Origin of the sequence: Luedemannella helvata, assembly GCF_039528415.1 — a bacterium.
In the GTDB taxonomy this organism is placed as follows: domain Bacteria; phylum Actinomycetota; class Actinomycetes; order Mycobacteriales; family Micromonosporaceae; genus Luedemannella; species Luedemannella helvata.
Genome location: NZ_BAAALS010000032.1, coordinates 12,579 through 28,534 on the forward strand (window position 1 = coordinate 12,579; position 15,956 = coordinate 28,534).

The following is a 15,956-nucleotide window of genomic DNA, read 5'->3' on the forward strand; positions in this document are numbered from 1 at the left end:
ATCAACTCCTGTCGAAGCTGGCGGTCCGGTCGTCGACACGGTAACCGACGCCGGTGAGCAGGGCTGACGTGTGGGGACCGACGCCGAGCGCGGCCGCCTCGGCCAGATCCCCGGCCGTGTCCACATCGCGGCGCAGGCTGACCAGCGGGCCCTCCACCGCGACCGCGCCGCCCGCGGCCGGCGCGGCCGCCGAGCCGGCGCCGAAGGAGGGCTGCAGCGGCACCCCGGGCGGGGCGGCGAGCAGGACCGTACCGGTGCCGGCCGTGTCCGTGACGAACGCGCGGCGCGCGGCCCGCGCCGGCACGGTCGCGAGTTCGGCGGCGGCCCGCAGGGCGGCGCTCAGGTCGTCGGGCCGCAGCGCCGGCAGGTCGGCCGCGATGGCGGCGACGCCGGGGGTGTCCGAGCCGTTCAGCCGCGATCGTACGGTCGTCGCGCCGTACGCCAGGGCCTGGTTGAGTCCCGCGTCCGGGGCGTCCGGGAGCACGACCGCGCCCAGGGCGGCCGTGGCCGCCTGCGCGGTCGGGTCGTTGGTGACCACCACGACCCGGCCCACGGCCGGGCAGCGCAGCGTGGCGAGCACGGTGTCCCGGGCCAGGGCGAGCACTAGCTGCTCGTGCGGCACGTCGGGGACCGCGCCGCGCAGCCGGGTCTTCGCCGCGAGGAGCCGCTTGACCGGCACCAGCACGGTCCAGCTGAGCCCGCTCACCGGGCCGTACCTGAGCTGATGGTTCGCTCGCTCATGGGGCCATCCTTGCGTGAGTCGCCCGTGCGGAAGCGGTCGCCCCCTCCGCTGCCGTGAGTGGCACCGGACAAGGCATGATGACCAACGTCGGGCGAAGGAGGAACAGGTGGCCAAACGACGGATCGGGTTCTGGCGGCGGTTCGCGGTCTCGGTCGTCAAGCCGCCGATGGTCGGGTTGACGGCACGGAACTGGCGGGGGATGGAGCACATCCCGCCCACCGGACCCCTGATCCTGGTCGCCAACCACATCAGCCATGCTGACCCCTTTGTCCTGGCTCACTACGTCTACGATGCCGGCCGGTGGCCCGGGTTTCTCGCCAAAGCGAGCGTGTTCCGCCTGCCGGTGGCCGGGCGGATCCTGCATAAGGTCGGACAGATCCCGGTGTACCGGGGCACGGTCGACGCGGCGAAGGCGCTCGACGCGGCCGTCGGCGCGCTGCGCGCCGGCGAGGCCGTGCTGATCTACCCCGAGGGCACGATCACCCGCGAGCCCGAACTCTGGCCGATGCGCGGCAAGACCGGCGTGGCCCGCCTGTGGCTCACCACGGGCGCGCCGGTCGTCCCGGTCGCCATGTGGGGCCCGGAGAAGATCTTCGACCCGCACACCAGGAAGGTGAGGCTGCGCCCGCGCATGCCCGTCACGGTGGTGGCCGGCCCGCCGATCGACCTGTCCCGCTGGACGGGCGTGGCGCCCACGAGCGCCAACCTCCACGAGATCACCGACCACATCATGGGGGTGCTGCGGGACATGGTGGAGGACATCCGCGGTGGTCAGGCTCCGCCGCTCTGGTCGCCCGCCGCGGGCCGTGAGGCCACCTCATGAGTACGCGCAGGAGCCCGGCGTACCGGCGGGTGACCGTGTTGGGCGCGGGATCGTGGGGCACCGCGTTCGCCAAGGTCCTCGGGGACGCGGGCGCCGAGGTCATGATCTGGGCCCGCCGTCCCGAGGTCGCGGACGCGATCCGCACCAAGCACGCCAACCCGGAGTACCTGCCCGGCGTGGTCCTGCCCGACCGGGTCGGCGCGACCACGGACGCGCCGACGGCCTTCGCCGGGGCGGATCTGCTCGTCTTCGCGGTGCCCTCGCAGACCCTGCGGGACAACTTGACCGGCTGGGCGCGGGCCGGGTTGATCGGCCGCGACACCACCCTGGTGAGCCTCATGAAGGGCATCGAACTGGGTACGGGCCGGCGGATGAGCGAGGTCATCGTCGAGGTGACCGGGGTCGAGCCCGACCGGGTCGCCGTGGTCACCGGGCCCAACCTGGCGCCCGAGATCGCGGTCGGGCACCCGACCGCGTGCGTGGTCGCGTGCGACGACGAGGAGCGCGCGGCCGCCGTCCAGTCGACGATCTTCACGCCGTACTTCCGGCCGTACACGAACGACGACGTCCTCGGCTGCGAGCTGGGCGGCGCCGTGAAGAACGTGATCGCGCTCGCCTGCGGCATGGCCGTCGGCATGGGCCTCGGCGACAACACGAAGGCCGCGCTCATCACCCGCGGGCTCGCCGAGACCGCCCGCCTGGGTGTCCGACTCGGCGCCGACCCGCTCACCTTCGCCGGCCTCGCGGGCCTCGGCGACCTCGTCGGTACGTGCATGTCGCCGCTGTCGCGCAACCGCACCTTCGGCGAGCACCTCGGCCGGGGCGAGAGCCTGGAGCAGGCGCGCATCGCCACCCGGCAGACCGTCGAGGGCGTGAACAGCTGCCTGGCGATCCGCGACCTGGCCCGCGGACACGGCGTGGAGATGCCCATCACCGAGCAGGTGGAGCTGGTCTGCCACGAGGGCCTCGCGCCCAGCGTCGCGGTGGCCGCGCTGATGACCCGCGAGCCCAAACCGGAGTGACGGATGCCCCTCGGTGACTCCACCCGCGCCGTGCACGCCGGCCTGCCGCCGCTGACGCCCGGGCAACCGTTCCTGCCGGGTCCGGTCTTCGCGGCCCCGTTCGTGCTCGATCCGGTCACCGGCGGCGAGGGCATCGACTGGTACGGCCGCCCGCACAACGCCAGCCGCCGTCACCTGGAGGCGGCCATCGGCGAACTCGAGGGCGGGCAGTGCCTCACCTTCGCCACGGGCATGGCGGCCGTCGGCGCCACGCTGCTGAGCCTGCTCCACCCCGGCGACACCGTGATCGTGCCCGCCGACGGTTACTTCACGACCCGCGCCTTCGCCCGCGCGGAACTCGCGACCCGCGGCGTCACCGTGCTGACCGCCCCGACGGCCGGCCCGTACCCGTCGTTTCAGGGCGTACGACTGGTTCTGGTGGAAACGCCGGCCAACCCCGGCCTGGACGTCTGCGATCTGGCCGAGCTGGCGGCGGCCGCGCACGCGGCCGGCGCGCTGCTCGCGGTCGACAACACGACGGCGACCCCCCTCGGGCAGCGGCCGTTGGAGCTCGGCGCCGACCTGGTGGTGGCGTCCGGCACGAAGGCGCTGACCGGCCACTCGGACCTGCTGCTGGGCTACCTCGCCACGCGCGACGAGGAGCTGCTCGCCCGGCTGCGTTCCTGGCGCGACTCGACCGGCGGGGCGCCGGCGGCGTTCGACTCCTGGCTCGCCCACCGCTCGCTGGCAACCCTCGACCTGCGGCTGGGTCGGCAGACCGCGAACGCGGCCGCGGTCGCCGAGGCGTTGGCGACCCATCCGGCGGTCGCGTGGGTGCGCTGGCCCGGCCGGCCGGCGGACCCCTCGTACGCGGTCGCGGCGCGGCAGATGGCCCGCATCCCCGGCGTGGTCACCTTCGAGCTGGCCGGCGAGGCGGCCGTGGGCCGCTTCCTGAGCGCGGCGCGGCTCGTCATCCCGGCCACGTCGTTCGGCGGCCTGCACACGACGGCCGACCGGCGCGCCCAGTGGGGCGACGACGCGCCGCCCGGGCTCGTGCGGCTGTCCTGCGGCGTCGAGGACACCGCTGACCTGGTGGCCGACATCAACCAGGCCCTTGACGCGGTGTAGCGCTCCCTACGCCGTCGGTTGCGGCGCTGCGCCTGTCCTGCCCGCCGGGTGAACGCCAGGTAGGGTCACGGTCTGTGAGTACTCCTCGGCGAACCCGCGTCGCTGTTGTCTTCGGCGGCCGTAGCACCGAACACGCGATCTCGTGCGTGAGCGCGGGGAGCATCCTCGGCGCGCTCGACCCGGACGAGTTCGAGGTCGTGCCCGTCGGCATCACCCGTGAGGGCCGCTGGGTGCTGACGAACGGCGACCCCTCCATCCTGGCCATCGAGGGACGGCGGCTACCGGAGATCACCGCCTCGTCCGGTACGGCCGTGGCGCTGCCCGGTGACCCGACCTCGGGCGGCCTCGTCGTCCTCGACGCCGCCGACGGCCCCCGCGCGCTCGGCGACGTCGATGTCGTCTTCCCGGCCCTGCACGGCGCTTTCGGCGAGGACGGCACGATCCAGGGCCTGCTGGAGATGGCCGGGGTCCCGTACGTCGGGGCGAACGTGTTCGCCAGCGCCGCCGCCATGGACAAGGAGTTCACCAAGAAGCTCGCGGCCGTCGAGGGCATCCCGGTCGGGCCGTACGCCGTGCTGCGCGCCGGCCAGTCGCTCAGCGACGCCGACAAGGACCGCCTGGGGCTGCCGGTCTTCGTGAAGCCGTCGCGCGCCGGATCCTCGTTCGGCATCACGAAGGTCAGCGCCTGGGCCGACCTGGACGCCGCCATCGCCACCGCCCGCGCCATCGACCCGAAGGTGCTCGTCGAGGCGGCGATCGTCGGCCGCGAGATCGAGTGCGGCGTCCTGGAGGGTGAGGTCGGCGGCGGCCCGCCCGAGGCCAGCGTGCTCGCCGAGATCCGGGTGGTCGACCAGGCCCACGAGTTCTACGACTTCGAGGCCAAATACCTCGACGGCGCCGAGTGTGAGATCCCCGCGGACCTGCCCGAGCGGGTCACCCGCCAGGTCCAGGAGTACGCGCGCCGGACGTTCACGGCGCTCGACTGCGCCGGCCTGGCCCGGGTCGACTTCTTCGTGACGGCGGATGACACCGTCTACCTCAACGAGATCAACACCATGCCGGGCTTCACGCCGACGTCGATGTTCCCGCAGATGTGGGCGGCGAGCGGGCTGGAGTACCCCAAGCTGGTCAACCGCCTGGTCCGTACCGCCCTGCGCCGCGGCACCGGCCTGCACTGACGCCCCCGCTCACCACCCCTGGGCGCGGCACGCGGCGGGGGCATATCGCCTGATCAGGGCATATGCGGGATAAACTGCCCCCAAGTCGGGGAGACGGGGGTGTCCCAGCATGGGTCGGTCTGGTGTCAGCGCGATCGTCGTCGCGGCGCTCGTACTCGGCGGCGTCGCGACCGCGGCCGCGGCCGCGCCGCCCACGGCCACCGCCACGGCGGCGCCGTCCCCGGCGCCCACCGGGCCGGGCGACGAGGCGATCGACCGCAACTTCGAGGTCACGCTGCGGTCGGTGACGTGCGGGAAGGCGGACCTGGCGCCGCAGGCGCCGCGCGTGCGCCCGAAGCGGGGGCAGTTCTGCCTGGTGGGGCTGCGCTTCACGAACGTCGCGCGGTACACGGTGTGGCTGTCGCTGTCGGCGTGGCTGCAGCACGCGTACACGTCGGACGGCGCGCGGCACTGGGGTGACCTGAGGGCGACCGAGGCGGCGACCGACCGGGACAACCCGTACTTCGAGCGGGTGCGCCCGGGCGGGACGGCCGACGGCACGGTGGTGTTCGATGTCGGCAAGGGCCTGACGATCACCCGCCTGCACGTGCGCGAGTCGCTGCTGTCGTCGGGCGTGGACATCAGGGTGCCGTAGCGGAAGGTGTCATAACCCTACCCATGGGTAGTACTGCCGGGTAACGTGGAGCGCGAGCGTCGCCCGTACCCGGTGAGGTGTGGCCCATGACGACGACCAATGAGCGGCCCCCGGCCGCGACCACCGACCAGCTGCCGACCCAACCAGCCACCGCGACCCGCGTCGACGAGCGGCAGGCCCGCCAGGTCGCGGAGGCGGCCCGGGAGGCCCGGTGGACGAAGCCGAGCTTCGGTAAAGAACTCTTCCTGGGGCGGCTGCGGTTGCCGCTCATCGCGCCGTGGCCGGACCCGGACCCCGACGCGGCCGCCCGCGGCGTCCCGTTCCTCGCCGCGGTCGAGGAGTACGTCAAGAACCACGTCGACGGCGCGGCGATCGAGCGCGACGACCGGATCCCGGACGAGGTGCTGCTCGGCATGGCCGACCTGGGCGCCTTCGGCATGAAGATCGATACCGGGCACGGCGGGCTGGGGCTGTCCAACCTGGACTACTGCCGGGCGCTCATGATGATCGGCTCGGCGAGCCCGTCGCTGGCCGCGCTCCTGTCGGCGCACCAGTCCATCGGCGTGCCGCAGCCGCTCAAGCTCTTCGGCAGCAAGGAGCAGAAGGCCCGCTACCTGCCCCGACTGGCGAAGGGCGAGATCTCGGCGTTCCTGCTCACCGAGCCCGACGTCGGCTCCGACCCCGCGCGGCTGCACACGACCGCGGTGCCGACCGAGGACGGTTACCTGCTCAACGGCGTGAAGCTGTGGGCCACCAACGGCAGCGTCGCCGACCTGCTCGTCGTGATGGCGGCGGTCCCGCCGCACGACGGCCAGCGCGGCGGCATCACCGCGTTCGTCGTGGAGGCCGACTCGCCCGGCATCACGGTGGAGCGGCGCAACTCCTTCCTCGGCCTGCGCGGGCTGGAGAACAGCGTCACCCGGTTCCACGACGTGCTGGTCCCGAAGGAGAACGTGATCGGGGCCGAGGGGAAGGGCCTCAAGATCGCGTTGACCACCCTCAACACCGGCCGGCTGTCGCTGCCCGCCATGTGCGTGGGAGCCGGCAAGTGGGCACTCAACGTGGCCCGCCAGTGGGCCTCGGCCCGCGAACAGTGGGGCCTGCCGGTCGGCCGGCACGAGGCCATCGCCGGGAAGATCGCGTTCATCGCGGCCACGACGTACGGCATGGAATCCATGCTGGAGCTGTGCTGCCGGCTCGCCGACGAGGACAGCCATGACATCCGCATCGAGGCGGCGCTGGTGAAGCTGTACGCCAGCGAGATGGCCTGGCAGGTGGCCGACGAGCTGATCCAGATCCGGGGCGGGCGCGGGTACGAGACCGCGGACTCCCTGGCCGCCCGCGGCGAGCGGGCGATCGCCGCCGAGCAGCTCCTCCGCGACCTGCGGATCAACCGCATCTTCGAGGGCTCCACCGAGATCATGCACCTACTGATCGCGCGGGAGGCCGTCGACCAGCACCTCGCGGTGGCGGGCGACATCATCGAGCCGAACGCGGACCTGGGCCGCAAGGCCCGGGCAGGCGTGCGGGCGGGCGGGTTCTACGCCCGGTGGCTGCCGACCCTGGCGGCCGGCCGTGGCCAGGCCCCGGGCGGCTTCGGCGAGTACGGCCCGCTGGCGGCGCACCTGCGCTACGTGGAGCGCGCCTCCCGCAAGCTGGCCCGCAGCACGTTCTACGGCATGGCGCGCTGGCAGGGCAAGATGGAGCGCAAGCAGCGGTTCCTGGGCCGGGTCGTGGACATCGGCGCGGAACTGTTCGCCATCTCGGCCACCTGCGTGCGCGCCCACGCGGAGCGCGGCGCGCACCCGGGCAACGTCGAGCTGGCCGACGTGTTCTGCCGGCAGGCCCGGCTGCGCGCCGAGGCGCTCTTCGACGGCCTGTGGCGCAACAGCGACGCGCGCGACGCGGCGCTGGCCCGGCGGGTCCTCGCCGGCGAGTACGCCCACCTGGAGGCGGGGGTGCTCGTACCGGCTGACGACGGCGCCTGGGTGGCCGACGCGACGCCCGGGCCGGCCACGGTCCCGGACGTGCGCCGGCGCCTCGTCAGAGATCGCGATCGCTGAGGCCCATCGACGCCAACTCCATCGCGGCCAGGGCGCGCACGACCTCGGGATCGCCGTCGCGCCACGCCTTGGCCGCGTTGGGGTCGCACGCCACGAGCTGGCGCAGCGGCCGGCGGGCCAGCGCGCGCAGCGCGAGCATGTCGACGCCGGCCGGCTCGTCGCGCAGCGCGGCCGCGGCCGAGGCGCGCCGCATCCAGCGCACCCGCCAGGGCAGCCAGCCGAGCACGACCAGGGCGAGCGGCACGATGACGACCAGCAGCGACGCCGCGTACGCGATCCGCTCGACGGCCACCTGCAACTCCCTGCCGGCGTCGGCGAGGCTGCGGGCCGCCTCGGCCGCGTTGTTGAACGGGGTGGCCAGCACGCCGCCCACCAGCGGCAGGTTGCCCGCCTTGCCCCCGGCGTCCGACAGGTTCCCGGCGAGGCCCTCGCCCGCGCTCTGTGCCCGCTCGCCCGGTCCGGCGAGGCTCATGATGAGGTCGTGCAGCTGAAAGGACGCCCAGATCCAGAAAGCGATCCAGACCACGACGCAGACGTCGGTGAACAGTTGGCGGGTGCGGACCCGGCCGGTCTCGGCGTAGAGCTTCACGGCAGTCATCCTGCCCGCTGAAAGCCTGTGGTACGCGCCCCGGATCGGGAACCGGTCGCGGGCGCGGCGACTCGGTGCACGCATGAGACTCCACCATCGACACCTGCCGGCGCTGGCAGTGGTCGTGCTCCTGACCCTCGCCGGCTGCGGCACCGCGGACGAGCCGGATCCGGCGCCGGTCACCTCGAAGGCCGCCTCCTTCGCGGAACTCGCTCCGGACCCGGTCGAGCGGTGCGACTACCCGACCGGTACGCGCAAGGTCGTCGTCACCACCGCCGACGGCGTCAAGCTGGCCGGCGCGGAGGTCGGCTCCGGCCCCCGCGGGCTGGTCCTGCTCCACCAGCGCGGCGCCGACCTGTGCGGCTGGGGCGAGCACGTGCCGGCGCTGACGAAGGCCGGGCTGCGTGTGCTCGCCATCGACCTGCGGTGCAACGGGATGAGCGACTGCGACCGCGATTCGCCCGGGGACACGTTCGACCAGACGAAGGACTACGCGACGGACGCCGCCGGCGCGGCCGCCTACCTGCGCGCCAACGGCGCCGCGAAGGTGGCCGTGATGGGCGCGTCCATGGGCGCGGTCACGGCCGTCGTGGCGGGCGGGCGCTTCCCGGACCAGTTCGACGCGGTGGTGGGCCTGTCGGTCTTCAGTACGACGTGGAACGCCTCCGGCGGCGCCAGCACCGACGTGCGCACGGCGGCCGACGCCGTACCGAAGATCGCGGCGCCCGTCCTCATCGGGGTCGGCGGCCTGGACACCGGCGGCACGATCACGGCGGCGGACGCCCGGAAGCTGCTGGCCGGGGCGCCCGCGGCCGCCAGGAGCACGGTGGTGGACCGGCCGGAGAGCGGGCGGCACGGCTGGAACATGCTCCAGGACGGCGAGGAGAGCATCCTGGCCGAGGTGCTCGTGTTCCTTAAGACAAACCTGCCGGGGTGACCCCGACGGGCGTCGCCGGCGCGGGGACGGGCGCCGGCGACGCCCGCCGGACCAGCCACACGGCCACGGCCCCGAAGAGGACCGCGATGATGAGCGAACCGGGTACGGGCGAGAAGAACGCGTCGCCGTGGCCGGTGAAGCTCAGGTGCCCGTTGGCGATCAGCGGCGTGGCGACGGCGTTGCAGACGCTGTGCAGCAGGACGCCCGGCCACAGCGACCCCGTGCGCACCCGCAGCTCGCCGTAGACGACGGCGCTGGCGACGACGCCGACGAGGAACATGGTCAGAAAGAGCGGCCAGGACAGCGACGTGATGAGGTCCATGTCGGCCCGCGACGTCCACACCAGGTAGAGCGGCAGGTGCCACAGGGCCCAGACCACGCCCACGAGCAGGTGTGGGGTGACCCGGCCGGGGAGGCCCAGCGCCATCGCGGTGCGCGTCCCGTACCCCCGGAAGATGAACTCCTCGACGAGGTTCTTGACGACCTGCAGGGCGAAGATGGCGCCGACCGCCGCGATCAGCGACGGCTTGCCGGGCTCGGGCGTCCACGTCAGCGCCGCCCGGCCGGCCAGCACGCCGGCGCCGACGGCCACCACGGTCATGACGGGGTAGAGGACGGCGGCGCCGGCGAACCACCGGGCGCGGTGCGGGAAACGCAGCGTGAACCCGAGGGGCCCGGCGCCGTCACGGGAGAGGAAGAACAGCAGCAGGGCCACGATGGCGGGACCGAGGATGAAGATGGCCTGCCCGCTCGTGCCGCTGCTGTCGCTGAGGGCGACGCCGTTGGCCAGGTCCAGCCCGTTGGCACGGTCGAGGGCGACGCCGAGCCAGCCGGCGCCCACAGCGGCGGCGGCGAAGATCGCGAAGTTGATCCGGGTACGGATGAGGGGGGTCACGGGTTGTCGTCTCCTGCGAGTTCGGTGAGGCATTCCTCGGCCCACGCGACGCTGGCCCGGCACTGGTGGATGCCGGCGAGCAGGGTGAGCCGCATGAACGGAAAGTCGGGGAGGTGCCCCTCCGTGGCGGTGAGGTGCGCGAGTATCCCCTCGTACTCGCCGAGTTGGTCCCGGGCCCGGTCGCGGGCGTCGCGCAGCAGCGCCCGGCACTGGTCGCGGCCGAGGACGCGGCCGAAGAACAGCCGCAGCAGCAGCCCGTTGCGCGGCTGTGGCTCCTGGATCGGCTCCGCCAGCAGGTCGCGCAGCCTGGCCAGGCCGGACGCCGTGATGGCGTAGACCGACGACCGCGCGCGCGGCCCGCCTTCGCGCCGCACGTGGCCGGCCTCCTCCAGCGCGTGCAGCGTGGGGTAGATCTGGCCGAAGCTCTCGCTCCAGAAGTGGCCGAGCACGTCGCGGATGACCTCGCGCAACGCGTACGCGGTCATCGGCTCCAGGCTCAGCCCGCCGAGGACCGCCATCTCCGTTTGGCTCGATCGCGCCACAGGTCCTCCTTATATCTGCCAGATATTTCTAACAGATATAAGAGGACCTCACAAGCGCGGAGTCGGCCCGAGCGGGGTCAGCCGCGCCAGAACAGCGACAGATAGCTGATGCTCTTCGGCTTCGTCGTCCTGAACACGATGGGTTCGGGCTGGGCCAACGCCGAGCTCAGCGCGATCCTGATCTGGCCCTGTGAGTCCGTGACGCCCACCCACTCGCCGGCCACGATCGGCGCGCCGTTCACCGTCACGGCCTGGTCGACGTCCATACCGGACGACAGCCACGTCGCCGTCATGGTGACCCGCACGTTCGCGATCCGCAGGTCCCGTCGCCGGTTGTCCTTGAGCTGCAGGTACCCGGCGTAGGTCTCGCCCGGCCGCAGCGGCGCCGTGAGCACCGGCCCGATCATCGCGACCTGCAGGTCCTCGTTGAACACGTTGAGCGGAATTGACGACAGCGTCATCGGCTCGGCGGTCACCGCCCGCAGGATCAGTTGCTCGGGCGGTACGGCCGGCGCAGTGCCCGTGCCCGGCGTTATCAGCGCGTACTCGGCGCTCTGGCCGGGCGCCAGGGTCTGCGGCCCGGCGGCGGGCGACCACAGCCGGCCGATGGTGGCCCGCCCGGACGTCACCGCGAACTTCGGGGTCAGCGTGTCCCGCGACGTGTTGGTCACGGTGGCGTCCACCCGCCACAGCGCGCCTGCCGGGCTGTAGTACATCTCGTTGACGGCCATCGTGAGCGGCGGCGGGGAGCTGAGCGCGACCCCGACCGCGGCGAGCGCCACCACGGGCAGCACGGCGGACGCGGCGAGCCGGACCAGGCGGTCGCCGCCCACCCGGGGCAGCGCCAGCCGGAGCTGGTAGGCCTGGGTGAACCACCGGCGGTGGACCCAGGTCGCCACCCCGAGCACCCACAGCGGCGCCATGAGGACGTAGTAGCTGTCCTGCGAGCGGAGGGCGAACCAGAACGCCAGCCACGGCAGGATGACCGCCGCGGGCGCCAACCGGCGGATGAACAGGGCGAAGACGACCAGGAGCCCCAGCAGCATGGCCATGCCCGCGGCGCCGAGGGCGCTCAGCGACCCGCTGCCGTACGTGTAGAAGCTGATGAAGCCGACGACGCCCTGGCCGTGCGGTACCGACTTCTGCGTCAGCGGCTCGGTGATGCCGGCCAGCCAGGCGGCCGGGTCCTGGACGATGAACGTCGCGTTCACCGCGAAGAACACCACGACGGTCGCGACCGCGTAGCGCAGCGTCAGCAGGGCCGCCCGAAGCCCGCCCAGGTGGCCCCAGCGCACCAGCAGGATGCCCACGACGAGAAACGGCGCGACGAACCAGGGCAGCTGGTGGGTGGACATGGCCAGACCCAGCCCGACCGCCGAGAGCAGCCCGCGCCAGCGCAGCCGCCCGTTCGCGCCCAACGTGGGCCAGGCCGCCACCGCGATCACCATGAACGGCAGCGCCATCAGGCCCGGGTACCCGGACGAGGCGTAGTCGTCGATGCGTGGGAAGAGCAGGCACGTCAGTGCGGCGGCCGGCCGCAGCGGGCTGGGTAGCAGGAAGAACATGAGCAGCGCGGCGAGGGCCACGCAGAGGTACGCCGCGACGATCGAGCCCGGCATGCCCTGCACGTGCGGCGTGAGCCAGGAGGTGAACACGGCCCCGAGCGGCGGGTACCCGTAGTCGGTGGCCATGAGGCCGTCGGCCGTCGTGGTGCCACCCACGTTCACGCTGCTCGAGTAGAAGGCGAACGCGTCCGGGTGGTTGACGCCGTAGAGGTGCTTACCCTCCAGAAGTGACTGGGCCGCCGCCTGCACGAGGATGGTCACGTCGATGTCCGCCCGCAGGAGCCCCGGCACCAGGTTCGTCCGGGCCGACGTCGCGAACTGGCCGAGGGCGACCAGGAAGATCGCGGCGTCCACCGCGAACAGCTGGCGGCTCGTGCGCACGGTCGCCGCGGCCGCGGCCAGCAGGACGGCCAGCGCACACGTGAAGATCATGAAGACGCCGTACGCGGGCCACTGCTCGATCGCCACGCCCCACAGCGACCGCATGGTGGTGAGCAGGAACATCGCCGCGATCACGGCGAGGCACCGGTGCACCATGCCCGCGCTGATCCCGCGGCGCTGCCGGTGCACGCCCGGCCCGCCCGTCGGCGGCGTCTGCGCCTCGTCGGGCGCGGACGTGTCCGCCCCGTCGGGCACGGTGCCCGGGTCTTCGTCCGGCGTGGGACCGGTCGGCCCGTCATGCGCCGTGTCGTCCGGCCCGACGCTCATCCGTCCGCCACCCCCAGCCGTCCACGGTTCCTACAGGTTGCAGGGTGCAGATTAGGCGACGGTGAACCGGACGCCACGTTCGGATCAACCAGTAACCGGGCGTACTGGTGGCGCCTCGTGGGGTGATGTGTCACTCTCCCCGGCGTGCGAGACCGCGTCGGCGACGATGCGGCCGATGTGCTCATCCGTCAACGAGTACGCGATCTCGCGGCCGCGGCGCTCCCCGCGGACCACGCTCGCCCCGCGCAGCACCCGCAGATGCTGGGAAACCAGCGGCTGGGCGACGCCCAGTGCGTCAACGAGCTCGTGCACGCAGCGCGGCCCGTCGCGCAGTTCGGTGACGATGGCGATGCGCAGCGGCGCCGCCAGCGCCCGCAGCAGCTCGCCGGCCGCCTCGTACGCCTCCGGTGTGGTCATCGCCCCCACCGTAACCGTTCAGCGGTCGACGGAATCGAGTACGACCTCGGTCGGCTCCGGTCCGGCCGGCGCGACCCGTGTCCCACCGCGCAGCCGCCGGCCCAGGGCGGCGGCCAGGACGACCCCGATGAACAGGGCGATCGCCACGAGCACGATGGTGGCGCCGGGGGAGGTGTCGGACTGGGCCGACAGCCACACGCCCCCGCCCGCGGCGGCCAGCCCGATCGCCATGGCCGCGTGCATCGTCGTCCGGAAGCCGCGGGTGACCTGCTGGGCGGTCGCCACCGGGACGACCATCAGCGCGCTCACCAGCAGCAGCCCCACCGCCCGCATGGCCACCGTGACCGTGACGGCCGTGCCCATCGCCAGCACCAGGTTCAGCGCCCGCACGGGCAGGCCGCTCACCCGGGCGTACTCCTCGTCGTGGCACACCGCGAACAGCCACGGCCGCCCGAGCAGCGTCACCGCGAGCACGGCGACCGACAACACGGCGATGGCCACGAGGTCCTCGCGGGACGTCGACAGCAGCGAGCCGAACAGGTACGACATGAGGTTGGCGCTGCTCGACTCGTCGGAGAGCTCCACCAGCACCACGCCGCCGGCCAGGCCGCCGTAGAACAGCAGGGCCAGTGCCACGTCCCCGGACGCGCGGCCACGCTCGCGGACCAGCTCCACGGCCGCCGCGCCGAGCGCGGCCACGATGACGGCGGTCACCACGGGCGAGGTGTGCAGCAGCAGCCCCAGGCCCACGCCCGTGAGGGCGATGTGGCCGATGCCGTCGCCGATGAGCGACAGTCGCCGCTGCACGAGGTAGATGCCCAGCGTCGGCGCGGTCACGCCGACGACGAGCGCGCCGACGAGCGCCCGCACCATGAAGTCGTACCCGAAGAGGCTCATCCCGCCGCGCCCCGGCATCGGGATGGCCCCACTGGGCTGACGGTTCGCTCGCTCATGGGGCACCCCACATGGTCTCGTGGCCGGACGGGGCGTGCGGGTGCACGTGGTCGTGGCCGGGCTCGGCGTGATGGCCGGCCGGCCGGGGTACGGCGCCGTCGTGGACGATCGCGCCCTGGTGGACGACGATCGCGCGCGAGATCAGCGGCTCCAACGGGCCCAGTTCGTGCGCGACGAGCAGCACGGTGCCGCCGTGCCCCACGAACCGGGCCAGCGCGCCCGCGAACGCCTCCTGGCTGGCCGCGTCGACGCCCGCCGTCGGCTCGTCGAGGACGAGCAGCTCGGGCTCGCCGGCCAGCGCCCGGGCGATGAGCGTGCGCTGCTGCTGCCCGCCGGAGAGGGTGCCCACCGGGTCGGCGGCCCGATCGGCCAGCCCCACGGAGTCGAGCGCCGCGTCCACAGCGCGCCGATCGGCGGCGCGGGCGGGACGCAGCAGGCCGCGACGGGCCAGCCGGCCCGCGCTGACCACCTCGCGTACGGTCGCCGGCACGCCACTGCCCGCGCCGAGGCGCTGCGGCACGTACCCGACCCGCCACCACTGGCGGAACCGGCGCCGGGGCGTGCCGAACAGGTCGACCTCCCCGGCGGCGAGCGGGACGAGCCCGAGGATCGCGCGGATCAGGGTGGACTTGCCGGAGCCGTTGGCCCCCAGCACGGCGACCACCTCACCGCCGCGGACCTGGAGGTCCACCCCGGTGAGTACGGGTCGACCGCCGTACGCCACGGCGGCGCCCCGCACCGCGATGACGTCGCCGCTCACCGGCAGTCCAGGGCGGTGACAAGGGTGTCGAGATTGCGCCGCATGACGGAAAGATAGTCGTCCGTCCCGGAGTTCGGGTCGAGTCCCTCGATCGGGTCGAGCACGGCGGTCTTCGCGCCCACCTCGTCGGCCAGTGCCTGAGCCACCTTCGGGCTCACGAGCGTCTCGAAGAAGATCGTCGTGGCGCCCTTGGCGCGGGCGAGGTCGGCGACCTCGGCCATCCGGCCCGGCCCCGCCTCGGCCTCGGGCGACAGGCCGGTCACCGGGATCTGGGTCAGCCCGTACCGCTGGGCCAGGTACCCGAAGGCGGCGTGGCTGGTGATCAGCTCGCGTCGCGCGCAGGTCTTCAGCCGCTCGGCGTACTCCTTGTCGAGGGCGTCGAGGTCGGCGCGCAGGGCGGCGGCCCGCTCGCGGTACGCGGCCGCGTGATCCGGATCGAGTTCGGCCAGGCGCTCGGCGACCCGATCGCCGATGGCGGCGAAGCGCGTGGGGTCCAGCCAGACGTGCGCGTCGACGTGGTCGCCCTCGCCGGCGTGGCCTTCCTCGCCGGTGTGGTCGTCGGCGCCCTCGGGGGCGGCCTCGGTCGGCGTGACGGTCAGCACATCCAGCGCCTTGCCGGCGGCCTCCTGCTTGACCGCCTCGTCGACCGCCGGCTGGAAGCCGCTCAGGTAGAGCACGAGATCGGCGTCGACCACGTCGGCCAGTTGCCGGGGGCGCAGCTCCATGTCGTGCGGTTCGGTGCCCGGTTTCACCAGGTTGGTCACCTCGACGTTGTCGCCGCCGATCCGCTCGGCGAGGAACTGCAGCGGATAGAAGGCGGCCACGACGCCCACCTTGTCGTTCCCGCCGCGGGCCTCGTTCCCGCCGCATCCGGTCAGCGCGATGGCCGCGGCCACCAGGAGGGCGACGATGCGGGATCCCCAGCGGGCGGGGGAGGGCGGCAGCATGCCATCAACTGTGCTCGCTAATGACATTCATTGTCAAAAACGCATAGCATCATGGGTCGGCGTGTCCCGGCGG

16 protein-coding genes are annotated in these 15,956 nt (G+C 73.2%); 7 read left to right on the forward strand and 9 right to left on the reverse strand.

All coding sequences use genetic code 11. The annotated features are described in order from the left end of the window. Position 1: 1 nt before the first annotated feature. Positions 2 to 706, reverse strand: a complete 705-nt coding sequence (gene cofC, locus ABD191_RS24735; protein WP_344086821.1) for a 2-phospho-L-lactate guanylyltransferase — start codon at positions 704 to 706, stop codon at positions 2 to 4. A gap of 142 nt (positions 707 to 848) precedes the next feature. On the opposite strand from cofC, the gene ABD191_RS24740 reads away from it, so the two are divergent. From ABD191_RS24740 to ABD191_RS24765, 6 genes are all read left to right on the forward strand, one after another. Next, positions 849 to 1,565: a lysophospholipid acyltransferase family protein gene (locus ABD191_RS24740; RefSeq protein ID WP_344086824.1), complete on the forward strand. Its 717-nt coding sequence runs from the start codon at positions 849 to 851 to the stop codon at positions 1,563 to 1,565. Continuing rightward, positions 1,562 to 2,587, forward strand: a complete 1,026-nt coding sequence (locus ABD191_RS24745) for an NAD(P)H-dependent glycerol-3-phosphate dehydrogenase (protein ID WP_344086827.1) — start codon at positions 1,562 to 1,564, stop codon at positions 2,585 to 2,587. The genes ABD191_RS24740 and ABD191_RS24745 overlap by 4 nt, the downstream gene beginning before the upstream one ends. Before the next feature lie 3 nt (positions 2,588 to 2,590). Beyond that, a complete protein-coding gene (locus tag ABD191_RS24750) occupies positions 2,591 to 3,694 on the forward strand; it encodes a cystathionine gamma-lyase (RefSeq protein WP_344086830.1) in 1,104 nt (367 codons plus the stop codon). A gap of 74 nt (positions 3,695 to 3,768) precedes the next feature. Beyond that, positions 3,769 to 4,872 (forward strand): D-alanine--D-alanine ligase family protein, encoded by a 1,104-nt coding sequence (locus ABD191_RS24755; protein WP_344086833.1) that lies wholly within the window; start codon positions 3,769 to 3,771, stop codon positions 4,870 to 4,872. A gap of 109 nt (positions 4,873 to 4,981) precedes the next feature. Further along, the gene (locus ABD191_RS24760) at positions 4,982 to 5,506 is read left to right on the forward strand and encodes a DUF4352 domain-containing protein (protein ID WP_344086836.1); all 525 of its coding nucleotides are present in this window, start codon (positions 4,982 to 4,984) and stop codon (positions 5,504 to 5,506) included. A gap of 86 nt (positions 5,507 to 5,592) precedes the next feature. Next, positions 5,593 to 7,569: an acyl-CoA dehydrogenase family protein gene (locus tag ABD191_RS24765; RefSeq protein ID WP_344086838.1), complete on the forward strand. Its 1,977-nt coding sequence runs from the start codon at positions 5,593 to 5,595 to the stop codon at positions 7,567 to 7,569. Here ABD191_RS24765 and ABD191_RS24770 read toward each other — a convergent pair. Further along, on the reverse strand, positions 7,550 to 8,158 hold the full coding sequence (locus ABD191_RS24770) for a hypothetical protein (RefSeq protein WP_344086841.1): 609 nt from the start codon (positions 8,156 to 8,158) through the stop codon (positions 7,550 to 7,552). The genes ABD191_RS24765 and ABD191_RS24770 overlap by 20 nt on opposite strands. An 82-nt stretch (positions 8,159 to 8,240) precedes the next feature. Here ABD191_RS24770 and ABD191_RS24775 point away from each other — a divergent pair, with 82 nt between their 5' ends. After that, complete coding sequence (locus ABD191_RS24775; protein WP_344086844.1) at positions 8,241 to 9,095, forward strand: alpha/beta hydrolase; 855 nt, start codon at positions 8,241 to 8,243, stop codon at positions 9,093 to 9,095. Here ABD191_RS24775 and ABD191_RS24780 read toward each other — a convergent pair. The 7 genes from ABD191_RS24780 to ABD191_RS24810 all read right to left on the reverse strand — a co-directional run bounded on the left by ABD191_RS24780 (position 9,073) and on the right by ABD191_RS24810 (position 15,883). Then, on the reverse strand, positions 9,073 to 9,990 hold the full coding sequence (locus ABD191_RS24780) for a CPBP family glutamic-type intramembrane protease (RefSeq protein WP_344086846.1): 918 nt from the start codon (positions 9,988 to 9,990) through the stop codon (positions 9,073 to 9,075). The genes ABD191_RS24775 and ABD191_RS24780 overlap by 23 nt on opposite strands. Further along, positions 9,987 to 10,532 (reverse strand): PadR family transcriptional regulator, encoded by a 546-nt coding sequence (locus tag ABD191_RS24785; RefSeq protein WP_344086849.1) that lies wholly within the window; start codon positions 10,530 to 10,532, stop codon positions 9,987 to 9,989. Before ABD191_RS24785 ends, ABD191_RS24780 begins: the two co-directional genes overlap by 4 nt. Before the next feature lie 77 nt (positions 10,533 to 10,609). After that, the gene (locus ABD191_RS24790; RefSeq protein WP_344086852.1) at positions 10,610 to 12,805 is read right to left on the reverse strand and encodes a hypothetical protein; all 2,196 of its coding nucleotides are present in this window, start codon (positions 12,803 to 12,805) and stop codon (positions 10,610 to 10,612) included. A gap of 84 nt (positions 12,806 to 12,889) precedes the next feature. After that, complete coding sequence (locus ABD191_RS24795) at positions 12,890 to 13,222, reverse strand: ArsR/SmtB family transcription factor (protein WP_344086870.1); 333 nt, start codon at positions 13,220 to 13,222, stop codon at positions 12,890 to 12,892. A gap of 18 nt (positions 13,223 to 13,240) precedes the next feature. Next, positions 13,241 to 14,119: a metal ABC transporter permease gene (locus ABD191_RS24800; RefSeq protein ID WP_344086873.1), complete on the reverse strand. Its 879-nt coding sequence runs from the start codon at positions 14,117 to 14,119 to the stop codon at positions 13,241 to 13,243. A gap of 52 nt (positions 14,120 to 14,171) precedes the next feature. Continuing rightward, complete coding sequence (locus tag ABD191_RS24805) at positions 14,172 to 14,936, reverse strand: metal ABC transporter ATP-binding protein (protein ID WP_344086875.1); 765 nt, start codon at positions 14,934 to 14,936, stop codon at positions 14,172 to 14,174. Next, positions 14,933 to 15,883 carry a metal ABC transporter substrate-binding protein gene (locus ABD191_RS24810; RefSeq protein WP_344086878.1) on the reverse strand — a complete coding sequence of 317 codons (951 nt, stop codon included), beginning with the start codon at positions 15,881 to 15,883 and terminating at the stop codon, positions 14,933 to 14,935. The genes ABD191_RS24805 and ABD191_RS24810 overlap by 4 nt, the downstream gene beginning before the upstream one ends. Positions 15,884 to 15,956: the final 73 nt, after the last annotated feature.

What these genes read in the sequence shown, in the direction of transcription:
- ABD191_RS24745 (WP_344086827.1), top strand. Translation starts at nt 1,562, where the DNA reads ATGAGTACGCGCAGGAGCCCGGCGTACCGGCGGGTGACCGTGTTGGGC.
- ABD191_RS24750 (WP_344086830.1), top strand. Translation starts at nt 2,591, where the DNA reads ATGCCCCTCGGTGACTCCACCCGCGCCGTGCACGCCGGCCTGCCGCCG.
- ABD191_RS24760 (WP_344086836.1), top strand. Translation starts at nt 4,982, where the DNA reads ATGGGTCGGTCTGGTGTCAGCGCGATCGTCGTCGCGGCGCTCGTACTC.
- ABD191_RS24765 (WP_344086838.1), top strand. Translation starts at nt 5,593, where the DNA reads ATGACGACGACCAATGAGCGGCCCCCGGCCGCGACCACCGACCAGCTG.
- ABD191_RS24775 (WP_344086844.1), top strand. Translation starts at nt 8,241, where the DNA reads ATGAGACTCCACCATCGACACCTGCCGGCGCTGGCAGTGGTCGTGCTC.
- ABD191_RS24790 (WP_344086852.1), bottom strand. Translation starts at nt 12,805, where the DNA reads ATGAGCGTCGGGCCGGACGACACGGCGCATGACGGGCCGACCGGTCCC.
- ABD191_RS24795 (WP_344086870.1), bottom strand. Translation starts at nt 13,222, where the DNA reads ATGACCACACCGGAGGCGTACGAGGCGGCCGGCGAGCTGCTGCGGGCG.
- ABD191_RS24800 (WP_344086873.1), bottom strand. Translation starts at nt 14,119, where the DNA reads ATGAGCCTCTTCGGGTACGACTTCATGGTGCGGGCGCTCGTCGGCGCG.
- ABD191_RS24810 (WP_344086878.1), bottom strand. Translation starts at nt 15,883, where the DNA reads ATGCTGCCGCCCTCCCCCGCCCGCTGGGGATCCCGCATCGTCGCCCTC.